Below are 15715 nucleotides of genomic sequence, written 5' to 3' on the forward strand. Positions count from 1 at the left end.
GAACATGGCCGGGGCCAGACCACTGAAGGTGATCCCGACCGCGGCCCGGCCACTGACGGTGGCCTTTGGCCGGATGCCCACCGGCGGCGCCGGGGTCAGTCGAAGGAGGGGCGTACGACGCTGTGGGCGGTGACCTTGTAGGTCGCCAGGATCACGCCGTTGTCCAGGACCTCCGAGCTGCTCAGCTCCATGGTCTCCTCGGCGTCGACGTCGTCGAACAGCCGCTGGCCCTTGCCGAGCAGCACCGGGTAGATCACCAGCCGGTACTCGTCGACCAAGTGGTTGGCGCGCAGCGTGTTGATCAGCGCGCCGCTGCCGAAGACCAGCAGATTCTGCTCGGCGCGCAGCTTGGCGACGCCCTCGGCGACATCGCCCTCGATGCGGGTCGCGTTCCACTCCAGCTCGGTGAGCGAGGTGGTCGCGACGTGCTTGGGCATGCTGTTCATCCGGACCTTGTAGTCGCCCTCCTCCGGGTGCTCGGGCCAGGACGCGGCGAAGCCCTCGTAGGTCGCGCGGCCGAGCAGCAGCGCGTCGGCGTCGAACACCTCGCCGCTCTTGAAGTTCGCGATGCTGTCGTTCCAGAACGGGAACGTCCACGCCGGATTCTCGATGATGCCATCGGCCGAAACGAATTCGGAGACAACGACCTTGCCCATTGTGTGACCTCACTTGTACGTTGCTGTGCGCCCGGTGCGTCCGGAGCATCTCACACATAGAGACGGCGCACGCCCGCAAAACTCATCGCACGAGAAAATCGCTCGCCGTACCGCCCGCGGCGGGTGCGGGGGCGGCGAGGGTGGGGCGCGGGCGTTTCCGTGCTGGGCGGTTGGGTAGTACGGAAGCACCATGGACTTCCACCGTCCGAGGAGCTGCGGGCATGGAGTGGTTCACGGCGCCCGAATACTGGCAGGCCAGGCTGTTCTTTCAGCGTGGCCTGGCGGTCGTGTATCTGCTCGCCTTCCTCGGGGCGGCGCTGCAGTTCCGTGCGCTGATCGGAGAGCGCGGGATGCTGCCGGCACCGCGGTTCCTTCGGCGGGTTTCGCCGCGGCGCTCGCCGAGTCTGTTCCACCTGCACTATTCGGACCGGTTCTTCGCGGGTGTGGCGTGGGCGGGGGTGGCGCTGTCGGCGGCGATGGTCGTGGGGCTCGGGGATCTGGTGCCGCTGTGGGCGGCCATGGCGATGTGGACGGTGCTGTGGGCGCTGTATCTGTCGATCGTCAACATCGGCCAGGCGTGGTACTCCTTCGGTTGGGAGTCGCTGCTGCTGGAGACCGGTTTTCTGGCGATCTTCCTCGGCAACGACACCGTCGCGCCGCCGCTGCTGGTTCTGCTGCTCGCCCGCTGGCTGCTGTTCCGGGTGGAGTTCGGCGCGGGACTGATCAAGCTGCGCGGCGACCCGTGCTGGCGCGATCTGACCTGCCTCTACTACCACCACGAGACCCAGCCGATGCCCGGCCCGCTGAGCTGGTTCTTCCACCATCTGCCTCGGCCGCTGCACCGGGTGGAGGTGGCGGCCAATCACTTCGCCCAGCTCGTGGTGCCATTCGGGCTGTTCACGCCGCAGCCGATCGCGAGCATCGCCGCGGGGCTCGTCATCGTGACGCAGCTGTGGCTGGTGCTCTCCGGCAACTTCGCCTGGCTGAACTGGTTGACGATCCTGCTCGCCGTCACGGCACTGGACGCGCGCGCCTTCGGCCCGCTGCCCGGCGCGCCCGCTTTGTCGGAGCCGCCGCTCTGGTTCGTGGGCGCGGTGATAGCCCTGACGGTGCTCACCGTGGGCCTCAGCTACTGGCCGGTGCGCAACTTGTGCTCCAAGAACCAGCGGATGAACACCTCGTTCAACCCGTATCACCTGGTCAACACCTACGGCGCCTTCGGAAGCATCGACCGGGTGCGCAACGAGGTGGTGATCGAAGGCACCGCCGACGCCTCGATCTCCGATGAAACGGTCTGGCGCGAATACGAATTCAAGGGCAAACCCGGCGACCCGCGCCGCTGGCCACGCCAGTACGCGCCCTACCACCTGCGACTGGACTGGCTGATGTGGTTCGCCGCCATCTCACCGCGCTACGCGGCATCCTGGCTGCTCCCCTTCGTCGTGCGGCTGCTCCAGAACGACCCCGCGACATTGCGCCTGCTGCGCCACTGCCCCTTCCCCGACGCACCGCCCCGCTACATCCGCGCCCGACTCTACGAATACCGCTACACCAGCCTGCGCGAACTCCGACGCGACCACACCTGCTGGCGCCGCGAACTCGTCGACGAATACCTCCCGCCGCTGACCCTGCACCAGGCCCGCGGCTTCGCCTGATTCATTCGGGCACGACCCGCTCGTGCGCGGTCAGCAGCACATGATCGAATCTGGTGCGCAGACCCGACCGGTCGGCGTCGATGGTTTGCGCGTCGAGCACCAACCGCTGCGCGAGATCGCGAAGCTTGGTGTTGGTGTGCTGCGAGCGCCAGCGCAGGATCGAGAAGGCCTGGTCGGCGGATACGGCGTAGACCAGGGAGAGCACGCCTTTGGCCTGTTCGATCGCCGCCCTCGACTCGATCAGCTCGGGCAGCAGGTCCTCGACGACGTCCCTGCGCTCGCCCTCGAGCGCATCGGTGAGATCGATGTAATACCCGGCCGTGCCGATGACGACGCCGTTCTCGTCGGTCTGATAGTCGCCGATGACGATGACCGGATGCTCCCGGCCTTCGGCATCGATGATGCGATGCCTGCTACAGAACGGTTCGCCGGTGTCCACCACCTTGGCGATCACCGATTCGACCAGCTCGCGGTCGTCGGGATGTTTGTGCGAGAGCAGCAACTCCGTCGTCGGTTCCACGGCGCCCGGCTCGTAGCCGTGCATGCGGGCGACCTCGTCCGACCACTCCCAGCGCTGGTCGGCGAAGGAGAAACGGAACTCTCCCGCGTTCGCGCACGACTCGGTGCCGATCACACTGCCGAGCGCGCCGATCGCACGCGGGCTCAGTTCGCTGCCCTCTATCACCTGACCAGTATCCAGGTGGTAACCGGGAAGCGCGGGCCTATGCCCGGGAATCAGGCGGTCAGCGGCAGCCGCATCGCCACAGTGGTCCCACCTTCCCCGGTGGTCACAGCGACGTCGGGAATCACCGCGCGGATGATCGCGAGCCCGCGACCGCGCACGGACCTCGCCTGCGGATCGGGCGGCTTCCAGCGCCCGTGGTCGGCGACTGTGACATTCAACTCGGCGCCGGTGCACGCGGCCCGTACGCACACGGTGCCGCCGTCGCCGCGATGTCCGTGCTCGACCGCGTTGGTGCAGGCCTCACCGACCGCGAGCAGCACGTCGTAAGCGCGCTCGGCGCCGATGCCACAACGCTCCAGCCAGTCCTGAAAAGTGTGCCGGACCTGGGCCAAACGATCGGCGGTTGCCGGAAAGTCCAGCTCCAACGGTCTCGGCGGCGTTCGAAGCCGAAGTGAGCGGGACGTGGTCACCTCGCTGCCTCCCTGCAACGTCCATGTCGATTGCCTTCTCGCCCAGAGCAATACCCATTCGCGCGCCCGGCAAGCCCGATCACACCGTATGAGGTGGCCGATAGTGGCGTCCGTCTCCGTATTTCGGCGCGGCGATTACGACAGTCGAGATCGGGTAAGTTGACTTGGAAGACGCTCACAGCCTTGTCACGCCCGGCGTGGCGAGGCTCGATGCTGCAGAGGTGGGAAAGTGGCGAATTGCGAGCTGGGAGGTCGGCGGTGAGCGGCGAGGGCGCGTCCAAAGTTCTCGACGTGCAGGTGCGCGAATTCGGCGACGTGGCCGTCGTCACCGTGCACGGCGAGGTCGACATGGCTTCCGCGCCGCAGCTGCAAGCCGCCTTGGAAGAGGCTCAGAGCGGCGGGAAGTCGCTGGTGGTCGACATGTTGGACGTCGGCTTCCTCGGCTCGGCGGGACTGAGCGTGCTGCTCGTCGCCTCCGAAGCGCAGCCGGCCCGACTGCGCGTCGTCGCCTCCGACGCGGTGCGCCGCCCGATCGAACTCACCGCCCTCGACGAGCTGCTCTCGGTGTTCCCCTCGCTGAACGCCGCGCTGGCCGCGGACGAGAGCAACACCCCGAGCTGAACGCAGGCGTCCGCCTGGTCACCGCTGCCGGCGCACAGGCTGAGCGAAGTCGCAGATACGCCCTCAGTGCTGCCGTGGCAACCGGACGACCTGCACGAAGAACTCGTCGATCTGCTTGATCGCGGCCACGAACTGGTCGAGATCCACCGGCTTGGTCACGTACGCGTTGGCGTGCAGTTTGTAGCTGCGCAGTATGTCTTCCTCGGCGGCCGAAGTGGTCAGCACGACAACCGGGATGTGCGTCAGCTCCGGATCGGCCTTGATCTTCTCCAGTACCTGCCTGCCGTCGTACTTCGGCAGATTCAGATCGAGCAGGATCAGATCGGGGCGCGGCGCGTCCGCGAACTCGCCCTGCCGGTACAGGAAGTCCAGCGCCTCCTGCCCGTCGTGCGCGACGTGCAGCGTGTTGCCGATCTTGTTGTCCTCGAACGCCTCCCGCGTCATCAACTCGTCACCGGGATCGTCCTCGACGAGCAGGATGTCGATCGGCTGGCCGGGAGTGGTCATGCGCTGGCTCCTTCGGTGATGGGGCTGGACTCCGTGCTCGCGGGTTCGACGGCCTGGAGGGTGAAGCAGAGGCGGGTGCCGTCGCGATAGTCGGTATCGATCCAGATTCTGCCGCCGTGATATTCGATGATCTTCTTGCAGACGGCCAAACCGATTCCGGTTCCGCTGTATTCGTCACGGCCGTGCAGGCGCTGGAAGATGATGAACACCTTCTCGGCGAATTCCGGTGCGATGCCGATACCGTTGTCTGTCACCGAGAACTGCCAGCCGTCGGTCTCCTCCGCGGCGCGCTCGCAGTGGATGCGCACGACCGGCGGAACGTCGGGCTTGCGGAATTTGATGGCGTTGCCGACGAGGTTCTGCCACAGCATCGTCAGCGGGGTCGGCTCACCGAGGATTTCGGGTAGCTCGTCCGGCAGTTCGATGGTCGCGCCGGAGTCCTCGATCGCCGACGACAAGTTGGTGAGCGCCTTCTGCAACGGCTGGTCGAGCCGGATGGGCTCGATGCCCTCGCTGATCCGTCCGACGCGGGAGAAGGTCAGCAGGTCGTTGATGAGCACCTGCATGCGCTTGGCGCCGTCCACCGCGAAGTCGATGTACTGCTTACCGCGCTCGTCCAGCTCCGAGCCGTACCGCTTCTCCAGCAGCTGGCAGAACGAGGCGACCTTGCGCAGCGGCTCCTGCAGGTCGTGCGAGGCGACGTAGGCGAACTGCTCCAGCTCGGCGTTCGAGCGGCGCAGCTCCTCGGCCTGGAGGTCGAGTTCCGCCGTCTGCTCCTCCAACAGGGCCTGCTGCGCGCGGGAGGCGCCCAGCTCGGCGACGATCCGGCGGCGCATGTCCTCGACGGCCTCGGCCACCAGCGCGAGGTCGGCAGGACCGTGCGCGTCGATGCGATGGTCGAATTCACCGTCGGCGACCCGTTTCGACGACTCGGTGAGGTGGCCGAGCGGGCGCGCGACCAGCCGCCGCAGCAGCTCGGTCAAGACGACTCCGGTCAGCAGGAAGGCCGCGATCATGCCGAAGAGCACCGCGTTGCGCACCGTGCGGGCGTGCGCGAGTTCCTCGTTGCCCTTCGCGACCTCGGCCGCGATGTTGTCCTGCTGCGCGGCGGAGGCGGCGCGCACCTCGTCGAAGATGGTCTTGCCACGCAGGACCGCGGTGGTCTCGACCGGACGGGTGGTGCCGGAGGTCACGGTCGCGGCCAGCGGGTCGGCGTACTCGTCGCGCCAATGCGTGGCCGCCCGCTCCACCGTTTCGAGATCGGCGATCCGGGCAGGCCGGTCGGCGAGCAGCTCGCGCAGCCGAGCCGCGGCGCGCTCCTGTTCCCGTTTGCCTTCGTCGTACGGCTCGAGGAAGCGCGGGTCGGCGGCGATGGCGTAACCGCGCAGACCGGTTTCCTGGTTCACCAGCGCGCTCTCCAGGCGGTACGCCTCGGCCGCCGCAGGCATGGTCTGGTTCAGCAGACGGTCGCTGACCTGGTTGGCGTGCGCGATGACCCGCCAGCCCGCGATCGCGCCGACGATCACCACCAGGACCATCACGGCGAGCACGAGCTGGAACCAGCCCTGCGCGGTCAGCCTGCCGACAGTCGTTCTCGTCATCGGTCGCGCCTCCCGTCCCTCGCCCAGCGCAGATACAAGATCGCCACGTCGTCGTCCAAACCGCCCGCGGGGCCCGCCAATTCCTCGACCCGGCGGATCAACTCGTCGACGAACGGTTCGGTCCGTTCCGCGGACACCGTGCCCGCTAGTTCCAGCAGGCCCTGCTCGCCGAGTCGCTCCGCACCCGCGCCGACGCGGCCCTCGAAGAGGCCGTCGGTGAACAGCATCAAGCCCGCGTCGTCCGGCAGATCGACCTCGTGACTCGACCATTGGGCGCGCCCGGGCAGGAAGCCGAGCGCGGGTCCGCCCGGCACCTCGAGCCAGTGCAGCTCGTCGCCGCGCTGGCGCAGCATGCCGGGGTGCCCGGCGCGCCAGACGTGTACTCGGCGGGTCCGCGGATCGAGGACCAGGCTGGTCGCGGTCGCGAAGGTCTGCCGATCGGTGCGCTCGGCGAGCAGCACCTGCTCCAGCAGACGCAACTGCCGCAGGCCGGTGACGCCGCTGAGAACCAGTGTGCGCCAAGCCAATCGCAACGCGACGCCGGCGGCCGCGGCGTCGGGCCCGTGCCCGGAGACGTCGCCGATGATGGCGTGCACCGTGCCGTCCTCGCCCTGGACCACGTCGTAGAAATCGCCGCCGAGCAGCGAATGCGCGCGGCCGGGACGGTACCGCGACACCACGTCGACGGTCCGGTCCGGCCCGAGCAGCGGCGTCGGCAGCAGGCCGCGCTCCAACCGGGCGTTCTCCTGCGCCCGCATCTGGCTGGCCTGAAGTGCGGCGCTGGTGCGTTCGGCGTGTTTGCGCTGGATCGCGTAACGCACCGCGCGCACGAACAATTCGGGTTCGACCCGGCCCTTCACCAGGTAGTCCTGCGCGCCGGAGGCGACCGCGTCCAAGCCGGTGCGCTCCTGGTCGAGGCCCGTCATCACCACGACGGCAACCTGATCGTTGTACGCGCGGATCCTGGCCAGCGCCTCCAAGCCCTGGGCGTCCGGGAGGTGCAGATCGAGCAGCACGCAATCGGGGACCGAGACGCGCAGCCGCTCACCCGCCTCGGCCAGCGTCCGCACCCACTCCAGGCGCAGACCTTGCGCGACATCGGCGACGAGTTCCTCGACCAACAGGGCATCGCCGGGGTCGTCCTCGACCAGCAGCATCGTCGGTTCCCGGTCCAACCGGGCGGAATCGACAGCGATAACAGGATCGTGGGTGCGCAACGACACCACGGCCTCCGATCACGACGAACTGGCGCTACCCCACGGGCGACGCCGACATACTCAGCGGCCGTTTGCTGGACCGAGAGGCAGGAGTGATCGTAGCCGATCTCGTGTACGTGCCGCGGCACACACCGGACGCCCGGCGATGGATTGATGTCGTACACGCACGACTGGAAAGAGAGGGAAGAGCGGATGACGGGATTCGAACCCGCGACCCTCACCTTGGCAAGGTGATGCGCTACCAGCTGCGCTACATCCGCACGCACCGCGTGGCGCCCCGAGGGCGCGTTGCCGTGCGAGGGGCAACTTTAGTCGGCGGGTGCGGATGATTCAAAATCGGCCGTTCTCACACGGGTTGGGCCGCGAGCGTGAGGGTGATCGAGGTCGCCCTGCCTCAGCCGACCGGTTCCGGCGCGCGGCGGAACGCGGTGATGTTGGCGGCGGCCCAGTCGGCGTAGGTGCGGGGTCGGCGGCCGAGGACGGTTCGCACGTCGTCGGTGCGGACGGCGTTGCGGCCCGCGCGGACGTAGGCCTGGCCGGCGAGTGCGCCGTCGATGTACTCGGCCGACATGCCCGCGGCCAGCATGTGCTGACGTGCCTGTTCTTCGGGGACGTCGACGACCTCGATCGGGTGTCCCAGGATCGCGGCGAGCGCGGCCGCTTGGTCGGCGGCGGTGAGCAGCTCGGGGCCGGTGAGGGTGTAGGTGTTGCCCGCGTACGCGGCGGAGAGGAGGGCTTCGACGGCGACCGCGGCGACGTCGCGCGGGTCGATGACGCCTTGCGCTCCCGCTCCCGTGAGGTTGGGCACCGGCTGCCCGGCACGGATGGGCTCGGACCAGCTGAGGGTGTTGGAGGCGAAGGTGCTCGGCCGCAGGACGGTCCATTCGAGTCCGCTTTCCCTGGCCGCCTGCTCGCCGGGCAGATGCCAGGTGCCGACGCGGCCGAGTTCCGGCTCGCCGGTGCCGATCGCCGAGAGCTTCACGATGCGCCGCACGCCCGCCGCGCGGGCCGTGGCGATGAGCGCGCGGTCGGTGTCGGCGTCCTCCGGACCGAGAACGCCGACCAGGAACGCCGCATCGACGCCCGTCATCGCCGCCGCCATCGAAGCGGCGTCGTTGTAGTCGCCGCGCACCACCTCGACGCCCTCGGGCGTCCGCGCCCGTGCCGGATCGCGCGTCACGGCGCGGACCGGCACCGCACGCGCGACCAGCTGACGGACGATCTCACTGCCGATGGTGCCCGTGGCACCGGTAACCAGAATCATGGATACGACGGTGCCGCGCCCGAACCCCGATTCATAGGAACTTTCGGCACAACCGTCCGGCGCGACGATGCCTAGAGTCGATGTCGTGCAGACCGCGCCCGCCCCAGCACGAGCCGCCGTTCGAACCGTCGAACTCGCCGAATCCACCGAACGCACGCCGGCATCGCTGCGCCCGTGGCTGACCGAACTCGGGCGAATTCCCTTGGTACGTGAGCTATCTGAGCCGTTCGCGCACATCCCGCACACCGCGACCACGATCGTGCTGCGCGCGGAGGCGGGTGGACGGCGGGAGGCGCTGGTGCTCGGACCGCGGACCAGGGCGACGTACTCCGTGGCGAAAGCGCCCGCGAGTTGCGTGCGGCTGCGGTTGGCTCCCGGCGCCGCCAACCCGATGCTGGGCGTCGCCGCGAGTGAACTCACCGATCGGGTCGTGCGGCTCGCCGACCTGCCGGGCCCGGCGGGCGAACTCGCCGACGCGCTCGGCGAACTACCACACGAGGAGATCCTCGCCTTTCTGGAAGACGAACTACCGCAGCGCCTTTCCGAGAACCCCACGCAACGCGCGCACCGCGGCCTGCTCACCGAAGCCGCGGCCGCGCTCGCCGAGCCGAGCGGGCGGTCGATCCCGGCCGTGGCCGCCGACCTCGCCGTCAGCGAACGCCAACTGCGCAACCTGTTCAGCGCCGGAATCGGCCTGTCGCCCAAACACTTCGCGCGCATCGGCCGGGTTCGCCAGATTCTCGCGTACGCGGGCGATACCCCGTGGTCACGAATCGCGGCCGACAACGGTTACTACGACCAGTCCCACCTGACGGCCGACTTCCGGACCCTCATGGGCGTGCCGCCCGCCAAGTTCTTTCGCGGGCACCTGCCCGCCCCGACGCCGTGCCAGGCGCCTGCGTAGACGTCAGTCGGTGCTGGCCGCGCGGCGGGCCGCCTTCTCCGCCGCTTCGGCGGCGTCCATGGCGTCGGCCTGCTCCAAGGTCGGTGCGCTGCCGCCGAGGCGCGCGGGCACCCAGTAGGCGCCGGGCTCGTGGTCGTAGCCGTTCTGCACCTCGAGCAGCATCCGCTGCATGGTGGTGCGGAGCTCGGCGGTGAGGTCGGCGGCGGGTTCGTAGGGCTGGATGGGCTCGCCGACCATGATGGAGATGGGAGTGTTGGTGCGGCCCAACCGCTTCGGGAACCCCTTGGTCCAGACGCGCTGCGCGCCCCAGATGACGATCGGGATGATCGGCACGCCCGCCTCGATGGCCATCCGAGCCGCGCCCGACTTGAACTCCTTGATCTCGAAGCTGCGGCTGATGGTGGCCTCGGGGTAGACGCCGACAAGCTCCCCGCGCCGCAAATAGTCCACCGCGGCCTTGTAGGAGTCGGCGCCCGCCGCCCGGTCGACCGGAATGTGCTTGAGCGCACGCATGATCGGGCCGGAGATTTTGTTGTCGAAGACTTCCTTCTTCGCCATGAACCGGACGTAGCGCTTGGGTTTGCGCACCGGCAGACCGGCGTAGGTGAAGTCCATGTAGCCGGTGTGGTTGACCGCGATGACGGCACCACCGGTCGGCGGAATGTGTTCAGCGCCCTTGACGGTGAACTTCAGGCCTTGCACGAAGAAGACGGTCCGGGCCAGCCCGATGATCGTCCGGTAGACGGGTTCCACAATTCCGCTAGCGTAGTCGCAGACTTTCCCATCCGGCAGCTGCGACGCCCGCCGGATCCGGGATCCGCACCGATTCGCGCCTAGAAAGAGGATCGTCGAAGTGGAACGCGCCCGACCGCTGCCGTGCGGCGACCGGACCATCAGGAACGCAGCATCGAGCGAGAGTTCCGCGACACCATCCGACCCGAGACACCCCCACCGAACGCGGACGCTCGTCGGCGCACTGGCGGTCGGCGGCGCGCTCCTGTTGAGCGCGTGCGATTCCGTCTCCGGCATTCCCGGTGACGACCCCGCACCCGCGAAAGCACTGACCACCCCGCCCGCCGCCACCGCCGCGGCCGCGGCACCCACCACCGCGCAAACGAGCATCCTCCCCCCGCCGCCCGCCGACGCCCCCGAGGTCGGCGCGGTGCCCGGCGTGCCGGAGGCGGCGACCGCGCTGCGGCGCTGGGCCGCCGACCTGGAGTCCGACACCATCACCGAACTCCAGGAGAAGTGCTGGACCATGGCGCCGGGCAACGTGGCCGACATGTACGAGGACAAGCAGACGATCCTCGCCACCATCGCCCAGCCCGGCACCGCCACGGCGAAGACCATCACCTGGAAGGGCAGGGCGGCCACCGTCACCGTGGAGCGCGGCGCGATCGCCACCGGCTACGCCTGTCCGCGGGTGTTCCCGGCGGGCGCCGAGATCGGCCCCAACGACGCCGACGCCCGCCACATGGTGCGCCGCTACCTGGCCCGCTTCGTCGGCGAACCGCTCGACCCTGCCGACAAGGAAGGCGACTACCCGCTGGTCTGCAAGGCCACCCCCGCCGAATGGGACCCGAACGGCACCGGAAGCCCGACCCAGCCGCCACTGGCGAACAACCCGGGCAAGCTGACCGGCGCGACCGACTTCGCCGGTCAGCAGATCTTCTCGGATCGGCTCGGCTCCGGCTACCTCACCGTGGAGGTGCCGGTCACCAACTCCTCCGGCGTCACCAAGATCCGCACGTTCACGCTGGCCGAGGGCGACGAGGGCTACTGCATCGGCGACGTCTCGCCGTAGCGGGACCGTGAGCGTCGTCATGGGAATGCAGCTATTAACCTGGGTGGCTGGCAACGCCCCTCAGGCGTAGGAGGAACAGCTAGTGCAGATCACCAGCGTCGGACACGCCGGATTCCACATTCGAACCGCGGCGGGATCGATCCTTTGCGATCCCTGGGTCAACCCCGCGTACTTCGCTTCGTGGGTCCCGTTTCCCGACAACACCCAGCTGGACTGGGACGAGCTGGGCAATTGCGATTTCCTCTACGTCTCGCATCTGCACCGCGACCACTTCGACGCGAAGCACCTGGCCGACCACGTGAACAAGGACGCGACCGTCCTGCTGCCGGACTACCCCGTGCCGGATCTGCGCCGCGAGCTGGAGAAGCTGGGCTTCCACAAGTTCGTCGAGACCGAGGACTCGGTCAAGCACACCGTGACCGGGCCCGGCGGCGAGCTGGACATCATGATCATCGCGCTGCGCGCGCCCGCCGACGGACCGATCGGCGACTCGGGCCTGGTCGTCTCCGACGGTGAGACGGTCTGCTTCAACATGAACGACGCCCGCCCGGTGGACATGGACGTGCTGCACGACGCGTTCGGCCACGTCGACATCCACCTGCTCCAGTACTCGGGCGCCATCTGGTACCCGATGGTCTACGACATCCCGTCCCGCACCAAGTCCAACTTCGGCAAGCAGAAGCGCCAGCGCGGCATGGACCGGGCGCGCAGCTACATCGAACAGGTCGGGGCGACCTGGGTGGTGCCGTCGGCCGGTCCGCCGGTGTTCCTCGACCCGGAACTGCGCTACCTCAACGACGACCGAGGCGACGAGGGCAACATCTTCCCGGACCAGATGGTGTTCCTGGAGCAGATGGAGATCCACGGGAACGAGGGCGGGATCCTGATGATCCCCGGCTCGGTCGCCGACGTGCGCGGCAAGGAACTGTCGCTGACCCACCCGTTCGACCCCGCCGAGATCTACGCCGACAAGGCGGGCTACATCGAGCGGATGGCCGAGCGTATGGCTCCGGTGCTGGCGGCCGAGAAGGCATCGTGGGCGACCGGCGACGGTTCGCTGCTGGAGCCGCTGCAGAAGCTGTTCGAGCCGATCATGGCGCAGAGCGACCTGATCTGCGACGGCATCGGCTACCCCGTCGGCCTGGTGATCGGCGACGAGACCGTGGTGCTCGACTTCCCGAAGCGGGCGGTGCGCGCGCCCATCGAGGGTGAAGGCAAGTACCGCTACGGTTTCCGCATCGCGCCGGAGCTGGTGCGCACGGTGCTGCGCGACAACGAGCCCGACTGGGTGAACACCATCTTCCTGTCCACCCGGTTCCAGGCGTGGCGCATCGGCGGCTACAACGAATTCCTCTACACCTTCTTCAAGTGCCTCACCGACGAGCGCATCGCCTACGCCGACGGCTGGTTCGCCGAGGCGCACGACGATTCGGCCTCGACCGAGCTCGCGGGCTGGGAAGTGCAGCGGCGCTGCCCGCACCTGAAGGCCGATCTGTCCAAGTTCGGTGTGGTCGAGGGGAACACCCTCACCTGCAACCTGCACGGCTGGCAGTGGGATCTGGAGTCGGGCCGGTGCAAGACGTCCAAGGGGCACGAGCTGCGGTCGCGCAAGCTCTGAGCCGGGTTTTCAGGGGCCCCGGCCGGTGGTCGTCGACCGGGGCCCGCTGCGAACAGCTGCGCTGATCAGCGGATCTCTCGGGTCAGCTTGGACGACCACGGACACCAGAAGCACCCCGGTAGAAAGGCGCCGCACGCCTCGTCCAAGTGGTCTTCGACGTAGTTGATAGCCGCGTCGCAGACCTCGATCGCCATGGTGAAGAAGGTGATCGTGTCGGGGTCCAGGTAGAAGCTCCAGCCCGGGTTGTAGTCGACCGTCTGCTTCCTGATGCGACCCATGACGTGGACCGACATCTGTTCCTCGCCGGAGAGGATCCGGCGTGCTTCCTCGATGCGCTGCTCGTTGGTCAGCCGGATGATGAATTCCTTGCCGGAGTAATCGGTGAATGCGAAGTCCGCCATGACATCTCCCTGCCGATCGAATGGATGGATGGGGGTCGCGCGCGGTTCTGCATCGATGCTCTCCGATCCTATCCGTGGGAAAGGGCAGTTGTTCGCGAAATTTGCTGCGGGACAATCGATTTGGACCGGAGGTTGGTTTCCTTCGAGGGAAACCTGCCGGACGGATCAGGTCCGGCCACCGGCGGCGGCGCGCTGGCCGTTGCTTCGAGAGGAAAGCTGAGTCCGGACGGATTTCCTGGCGAGAATCAGCTCGCGGGTCGCGATAGCGCCCCGCGCGACGGGCGCGGCGACCCGTCCGTCGGCGTCGATCAGCACGGCCGACGGTGTACCGCGGACGCGGTACCGCAGCGCCGCCTCGTTGCCCTGCTGCACCAGCGAGGGGATGTCGCCGAGCCCCTGCTCGACGCCCCATGCGGCCTGCTCGACAGCATCACCGTTCCCGACGACCACGATGGTCAGCGCGGTACGCGCCTGCCAGCGCGGCAGCTCGCGGGCCAGCGCGGCGCACAGCTCGCAGCCGGGATGCACGAAGACCAGCAGGACCGGCCGCCCCGCCGCGAGCAGGTCCGCGAGATTCGTGCGGTCGCCCGCTACGTCGAGCAACTCGAACTCCGGCGCGACCGAGCCGACCGGAAGGCCCTCGGCGCCCAGCGTGGACAGCGCCTGCTCGTCCAGCCGACGGCGCAGCGTTCCGACCTGGCCGACAAGCCACGCGATGGCGCCGCACAGCGCCGCGACGAGCGCGAGCCCGGTCGCGGCATCGGCGGGCAGCCCGGCGGGCACCGACGGATGGGCCAACCCGCCCCACAGCGCCAGCGCCGCGAGCAGCATGAGCACACCGTTGCGCGCGATGCTGCGCGCGCCGATCGGCTTCGCGCTCGCCGCACCGAAGCACGAGCACGCGGGACGTTTCCCGAGCCGCAACAGCCGGACCATCACCGCGGTGAACACCGTCAGCAGGAGCAGCGCGCCGATCGCCGCCGCCGCGGCCGTCCACGGCAGGACGACGCCCACCGCGAGCACCGCCTCGACGACCGGCAGTCCCCACGCCACGGCAGGCACCCACCGCACCGGCACCCCGAAGTCCCCCACCGCCTGCCGCGTCCCGGCGCGGTCGGCCAGTTTTCCCCAGGCCGACAACCCGAACACCACGGCGAGCGCCAACCGCGTAACCCACACCCCGTATTCGATCAGCATGGGCCGCACCCTCCCACATCAGCGGTTATTCGAAAACGGAATCGCCGGAAGCGTATTCGAGGTGTTGCGGAGGACGGTCGGTGGCCGCCGGTCGGCGGCTCATCGGTCCGTGAACTCGGTTTCGGCCGAGACGGGAACTTCACCGGGCCGCTGCTTGGCGGCGAGAGCGACCGCCACGAACGTGAGCAGGCAGCCGAGGATCGACCACGGCGACAGGGCCGGGCCGGTCGGAGTGAGCAGGTCGAGGGCGATGGCGGCGGCGAGCTGGCCCGCGACCGAGGTGAGGCCGAGCAGCAGCACGCCGATCCAGCGGACGGTGAGCGCGGCGAGGGCGATGAAGGCGACGCCGATCGCGCCGCCGAGGTAGAGCCACGGTTCGGTGGGGAATTCGCCGAGTCCGCTGATCCCGATCAGCAGGGCGGACTCGATGACCAGCAGGGCGAGCAGACCGACGGCGAAGTTCACCAGTGCGGCCGAGAACGATCCGCCGACCGCGCCGATCCGTCCGTTCACGGCCTGCTGCCAGGCCAGGCCGATGCCTGCCAGCGCGGGCAACGCGATGAGCAGCGCGGACGGGACCGCGCGCAGCGATTCGGGGAGGGCGAGGGCGCCCGGCGTCGCGCCCGAGCGATCGGCGACGGCCACGAAGACCGCGCCGACTGCGAGCGCCGCGCCGCCGACTCGCAGCGCGGTGACCGGCGTCGCGCCGCTGGGCGCCAGACCGAGCCGGTCGACGACCAGACTGCTCGACAGCTGCCCGGCGACGACGGCGACGGTGAACGCGGTGACGCCGATCGCCGCCACGGTCAGACCCTGGCACGCGACGAAGAACGCGCCGAACAACCCGCCGAGCAGCTGCCACCAGCGCAACGTCCGATCGCCCAGCGCCGCCCGCACCGCCCCGAGCCCCGCGCGCAGCCGGGCACTGAGCAGGAACGCGACGGCGAGCAGCAGCAACCCGGTACCGAAACTGACCGTGGCGGCGGCGATCCCATCCTGCAACCGAACCCCGAGCGCGCCGTTGACCCGCGCCTGCACCGCGACACCCGCCCCGATGCAGAACCCGCACCCCAACCCCAGCCTCGTCCGCCCGCTCATTTCCGCACCGTACCCGC

16 protein-coding genes and 1 tRNA gene are annotated in these 15715 nt (G+C 68.8%); 5 read left to right on the forward strand and 12 right to left on the reverse strand.

Annotated features, from left to right (window positions below):
• Positions 1 to 95: 95 nt before the first annotated feature.
• Positions 96 to 656, reverse strand: coding sequence for a dihydrofolate reductase family protein (locus tag FB390_RS05300; RefSeq protein ID WP_141807940.1), 561 nt, complete (start codon positions 654 to 656; stop codon positions 96 to 98).
• A 221-nt stretch (positions 657 to 877) separates the two neighbouring features.
• Between FB390_RS05300 and FB390_RS05305 the strand changes: the two genes are divergently transcribed.
• The gene (locus FB390_RS05305; protein WP_141807941.1) at positions 878 to 2311 is read left to right on the forward strand and encodes a lipase maturation factor family protein; all 1434 of its coding nucleotides are present in this window, start codon (positions 878 to 880) and stop codon (positions 2309 to 2311) included.
• A gap of 1 nt (position 2312) precedes the next feature.
• Here FB390_RS05305 and FB390_RS05310 read toward each other — a convergent pair whose 3' ends face one another.
• Together FB390_RS05310 and FB390_RS05315 are read right to left on the reverse strand one after the other, a co-directional pair.
• Positions 2313 to 2996, reverse strand: a complete 684-nt coding sequence (locus FB390_RS05310; protein ID WP_141807942.1) for a PAS and ANTAR domain-containing protein — start codon at positions 2994 to 2996, stop codon at positions 2313 to 2315.
• Positions 2997 to 3046: 50 nt separating this feature from the next.
• Complete coding sequence (locus FB390_RS05315) at positions 3047 to 3466, reverse strand: ATP-binding protein (RefSeq protein ID WP_185756947.1); 420 nt, start codon at positions 3464 to 3466, stop codon at positions 3047 to 3049.
• 258 nt (positions 3467 to 3724) lie between these two features.
• Here FB390_RS05315 and FB390_RS05320 point away from each other — a divergent pair, with 258 nt between their 5' ends.
• The gene (locus tag FB390_RS05320; protein WP_141807944.1) at positions 3725 to 4087 is read left to right on the forward strand and encodes an STAS domain-containing protein; all 363 of its coding nucleotides are present in this window, start codon (positions 3725 to 3727) and stop codon (positions 4085 to 4087) included.
• Between the two features lie 63 nt (positions 4088 to 4150).
• Here FB390_RS05320 and FB390_RS05325 read toward each other — a convergent pair whose 3' ends face one another.
• From FB390_RS05325 to FB390_RS05345, 5 genes are all read right to left on the reverse strand, one after another.
• Entirely contained in the window at positions 4151 to 4594 is a 444-nt protein-coding gene (locus FB390_RS05325; RefSeq protein ID WP_141807945.1) for a response regulator, read from the reverse strand.
• Complete coding sequence (locus tag FB390_RS05330) at positions 4591 to 6195, reverse strand: sensor histidine kinase (protein ID WP_141807946.1); 1605 nt, start codon at positions 6193 to 6195, stop codon at positions 4591 to 4593. Before FB390_RS05330 ends, FB390_RS05325 begins: the two co-directional genes overlap by 4 nt.
• Positions 6192 to 7352 carry a PP2C family protein-serine/threonine phosphatase gene (locus FB390_RS05335; protein WP_141807947.1) on the reverse strand — a complete coding sequence of 387 codons (1161 nt, stop codon included), beginning with the start codon at positions 7350 to 7352 and terminating at the stop codon, positions 6192 to 6194. The genes FB390_RS05330 and FB390_RS05335 overlap by 4 nt, the downstream gene beginning before the upstream one ends.
• Positions 7353 to 7599: 247 nt before the next feature.
• Positions 7600 to 7672 (reverse strand) — tRNA-Gly (locus tag FB390_RS05340).
• A gap of 134 nt (positions 7673 to 7806) precedes the next feature.
• Entirely contained in the window at positions 7807 to 8676 is an 870-nt protein-coding gene (locus FB390_RS05345; protein ID WP_141807948.1) for an NAD(P)H-binding protein, read from the reverse strand.
• Between the two features lie 85 nt (positions 8677 to 8761).
• Between FB390_RS05345 and FB390_RS05350 the strand changes: the two genes are divergently transcribed.
• Entirely contained in the window at positions 8762 to 9580 is an 819-nt protein-coding gene (locus tag FB390_RS05350) for an AraC family transcriptional regulator (protein ID WP_221639214.1), read from the forward strand.
• 3 nt (positions 9581 to 9583) lie between these two features.
• Here the strand turns inward: FB390_RS05350 and FB390_RS05355 are convergent, their stop codons facing one another.
• On the reverse strand, positions 9584 to 10333 hold the full coding sequence (locus FB390_RS05355) for a lysophospholipid acyltransferase family protein (protein ID WP_141807950.1): 750 nt from the start codon (positions 10331 to 10333) through the stop codon (positions 9584 to 9586).
• 247 nt (positions 10334 to 10580) lie between these two features.
• On the opposite strand from FB390_RS05355, the gene FB390_RS05360 reads away from it, so the two are divergent.
• Together FB390_RS05360 and FB390_RS05365 are read left to right on the forward strand one after the other, a co-directional pair.
• Positions 10581 to 11384: a hypothetical protein gene (locus FB390_RS05360; RefSeq protein WP_246123868.1), complete on the forward strand. Its 804-nt coding sequence runs from the start codon at positions 10581 to 10583 to the stop codon at positions 11382 to 11384.
• 82 nt (positions 11385 to 11466) lie between these two features.
• Positions 11467 to 13002, forward strand: coding sequence for a Rieske 2Fe-2S domain-containing protein (locus tag FB390_RS05365; protein WP_141807951.1), 1536 nt, complete (start codon positions 11467 to 11469; stop codon positions 13000 to 13002).
• A 65-nt stretch (positions 13003 to 13067) separates the two neighbouring features.
• Here FB390_RS05365 and FB390_RS05370 read toward each other — a convergent pair whose 3' ends face one another.
• The 3 genes from FB390_RS05370 to FB390_RS05380 form a co-directional block, all read right to left on the reverse strand.
• Positions 13068 to 13403: a BP74-related protein gene (locus tag FB390_RS05370; protein WP_141807952.1), complete on the reverse strand. Its 336-nt coding sequence runs from the start codon at positions 13401 to 13403 to the stop codon at positions 13068 to 13070.
• Positions 13404 to 13568: 165 nt separating this feature from the next.
• Positions 13569 to 14600, reverse strand: coding sequence for a TlpA family protein disulfide reductase (locus FB390_RS05375; RefSeq protein ID WP_141807953.1), 1032 nt, complete (start codon positions 14598 to 14600; stop codon positions 13569 to 13571).
• Between the two features lie 99 nt (positions 14601 to 14699).
• The gene (locus FB390_RS05380; RefSeq protein WP_141807954.1) at positions 14700 to 15698 is read right to left on the reverse strand and encodes a DMT family transporter; all 999 of its coding nucleotides are present in this window, start codon (positions 15696 to 15698) and stop codon (positions 14700 to 14702) included.
• Positions 15699 to 15715 lie beyond the last annotated feature (17 nt).

The organism is Nocardia bhagyanarayanae, assembly GCF_006716565.1.
GTDB lineage: Bacteria > Actinomycetota > Actinomycetes > Mycobacteriales > Mycobacteriaceae > Nocardia > Nocardia bhagyanarayanae.

What these genes read in the sequence shown, in the direction of transcription:
- FB390_RS05330 (WP_141807946.1), bottom strand. Translation starts at nt 6,195, where the DNA reads ATGACGAGAACGACTGTCGGCAGGCTGACCGCGCAGGGCTGGTTCCAG.
- FB390_RS05300 (WP_141807940.1), bottom strand. Translation starts at nt 656, where the DNA reads ATGGGCAAGGTCGTTGTCTCCGAATTCGTTTCGGCCGATGGCATCATC.
- FB390_RS05305 (WP_141807941.1), top strand. Translation starts at nt 878, where the DNA reads ATGGAGTGGTTCACGGCGCCCGAATACTGGCAGGCCAGGCTGTTCTTT.
- FB390_RS05370 (WP_141807952.1), bottom strand. Translation starts at nt 13,403, where the DNA reads ATGGCGGACTTCGCATTCACCGATTACTCCGGCAAGGAATTCATCATC.
- FB390_RS05325 (WP_141807945.1), bottom strand. Translation starts at nt 4,594, where the DNA reads ATGACCACTCCCGGCCAGCCGATCGACATCCTGCTCGTCGAGGACGAT.
- FB390_RS05345 (WP_141807948.1), bottom strand. Translation starts at nt 8,676, where the DNA reads ATGATTCTGGTTACCGGTGCCACGGGCACCATCGGCAGTGAGATCGTC.
- FB390_RS05380 (WP_141807954.1), bottom strand. Translation starts at nt 15,698, where the DNA reads ATGAGCGGGCGGACGAGGCTGGGGTTGGGGTGCGGGTTCTGCATCGGG.
- FB390_RS05335 (WP_141807947.1), bottom strand. Translation starts at nt 7,352, where the DNA reads ATGCTGCTGGTCGAGGACGACCCCGGCGATGCCCTGTTGGTCGAGGAA.
- FB390_RS05375 (WP_141807953.1), bottom strand. Translation starts at nt 14,600, where the DNA reads ATGCTGATCGAATACGGGGTGTGGGTTACGCGGTTGGCGCTCGCCGTG.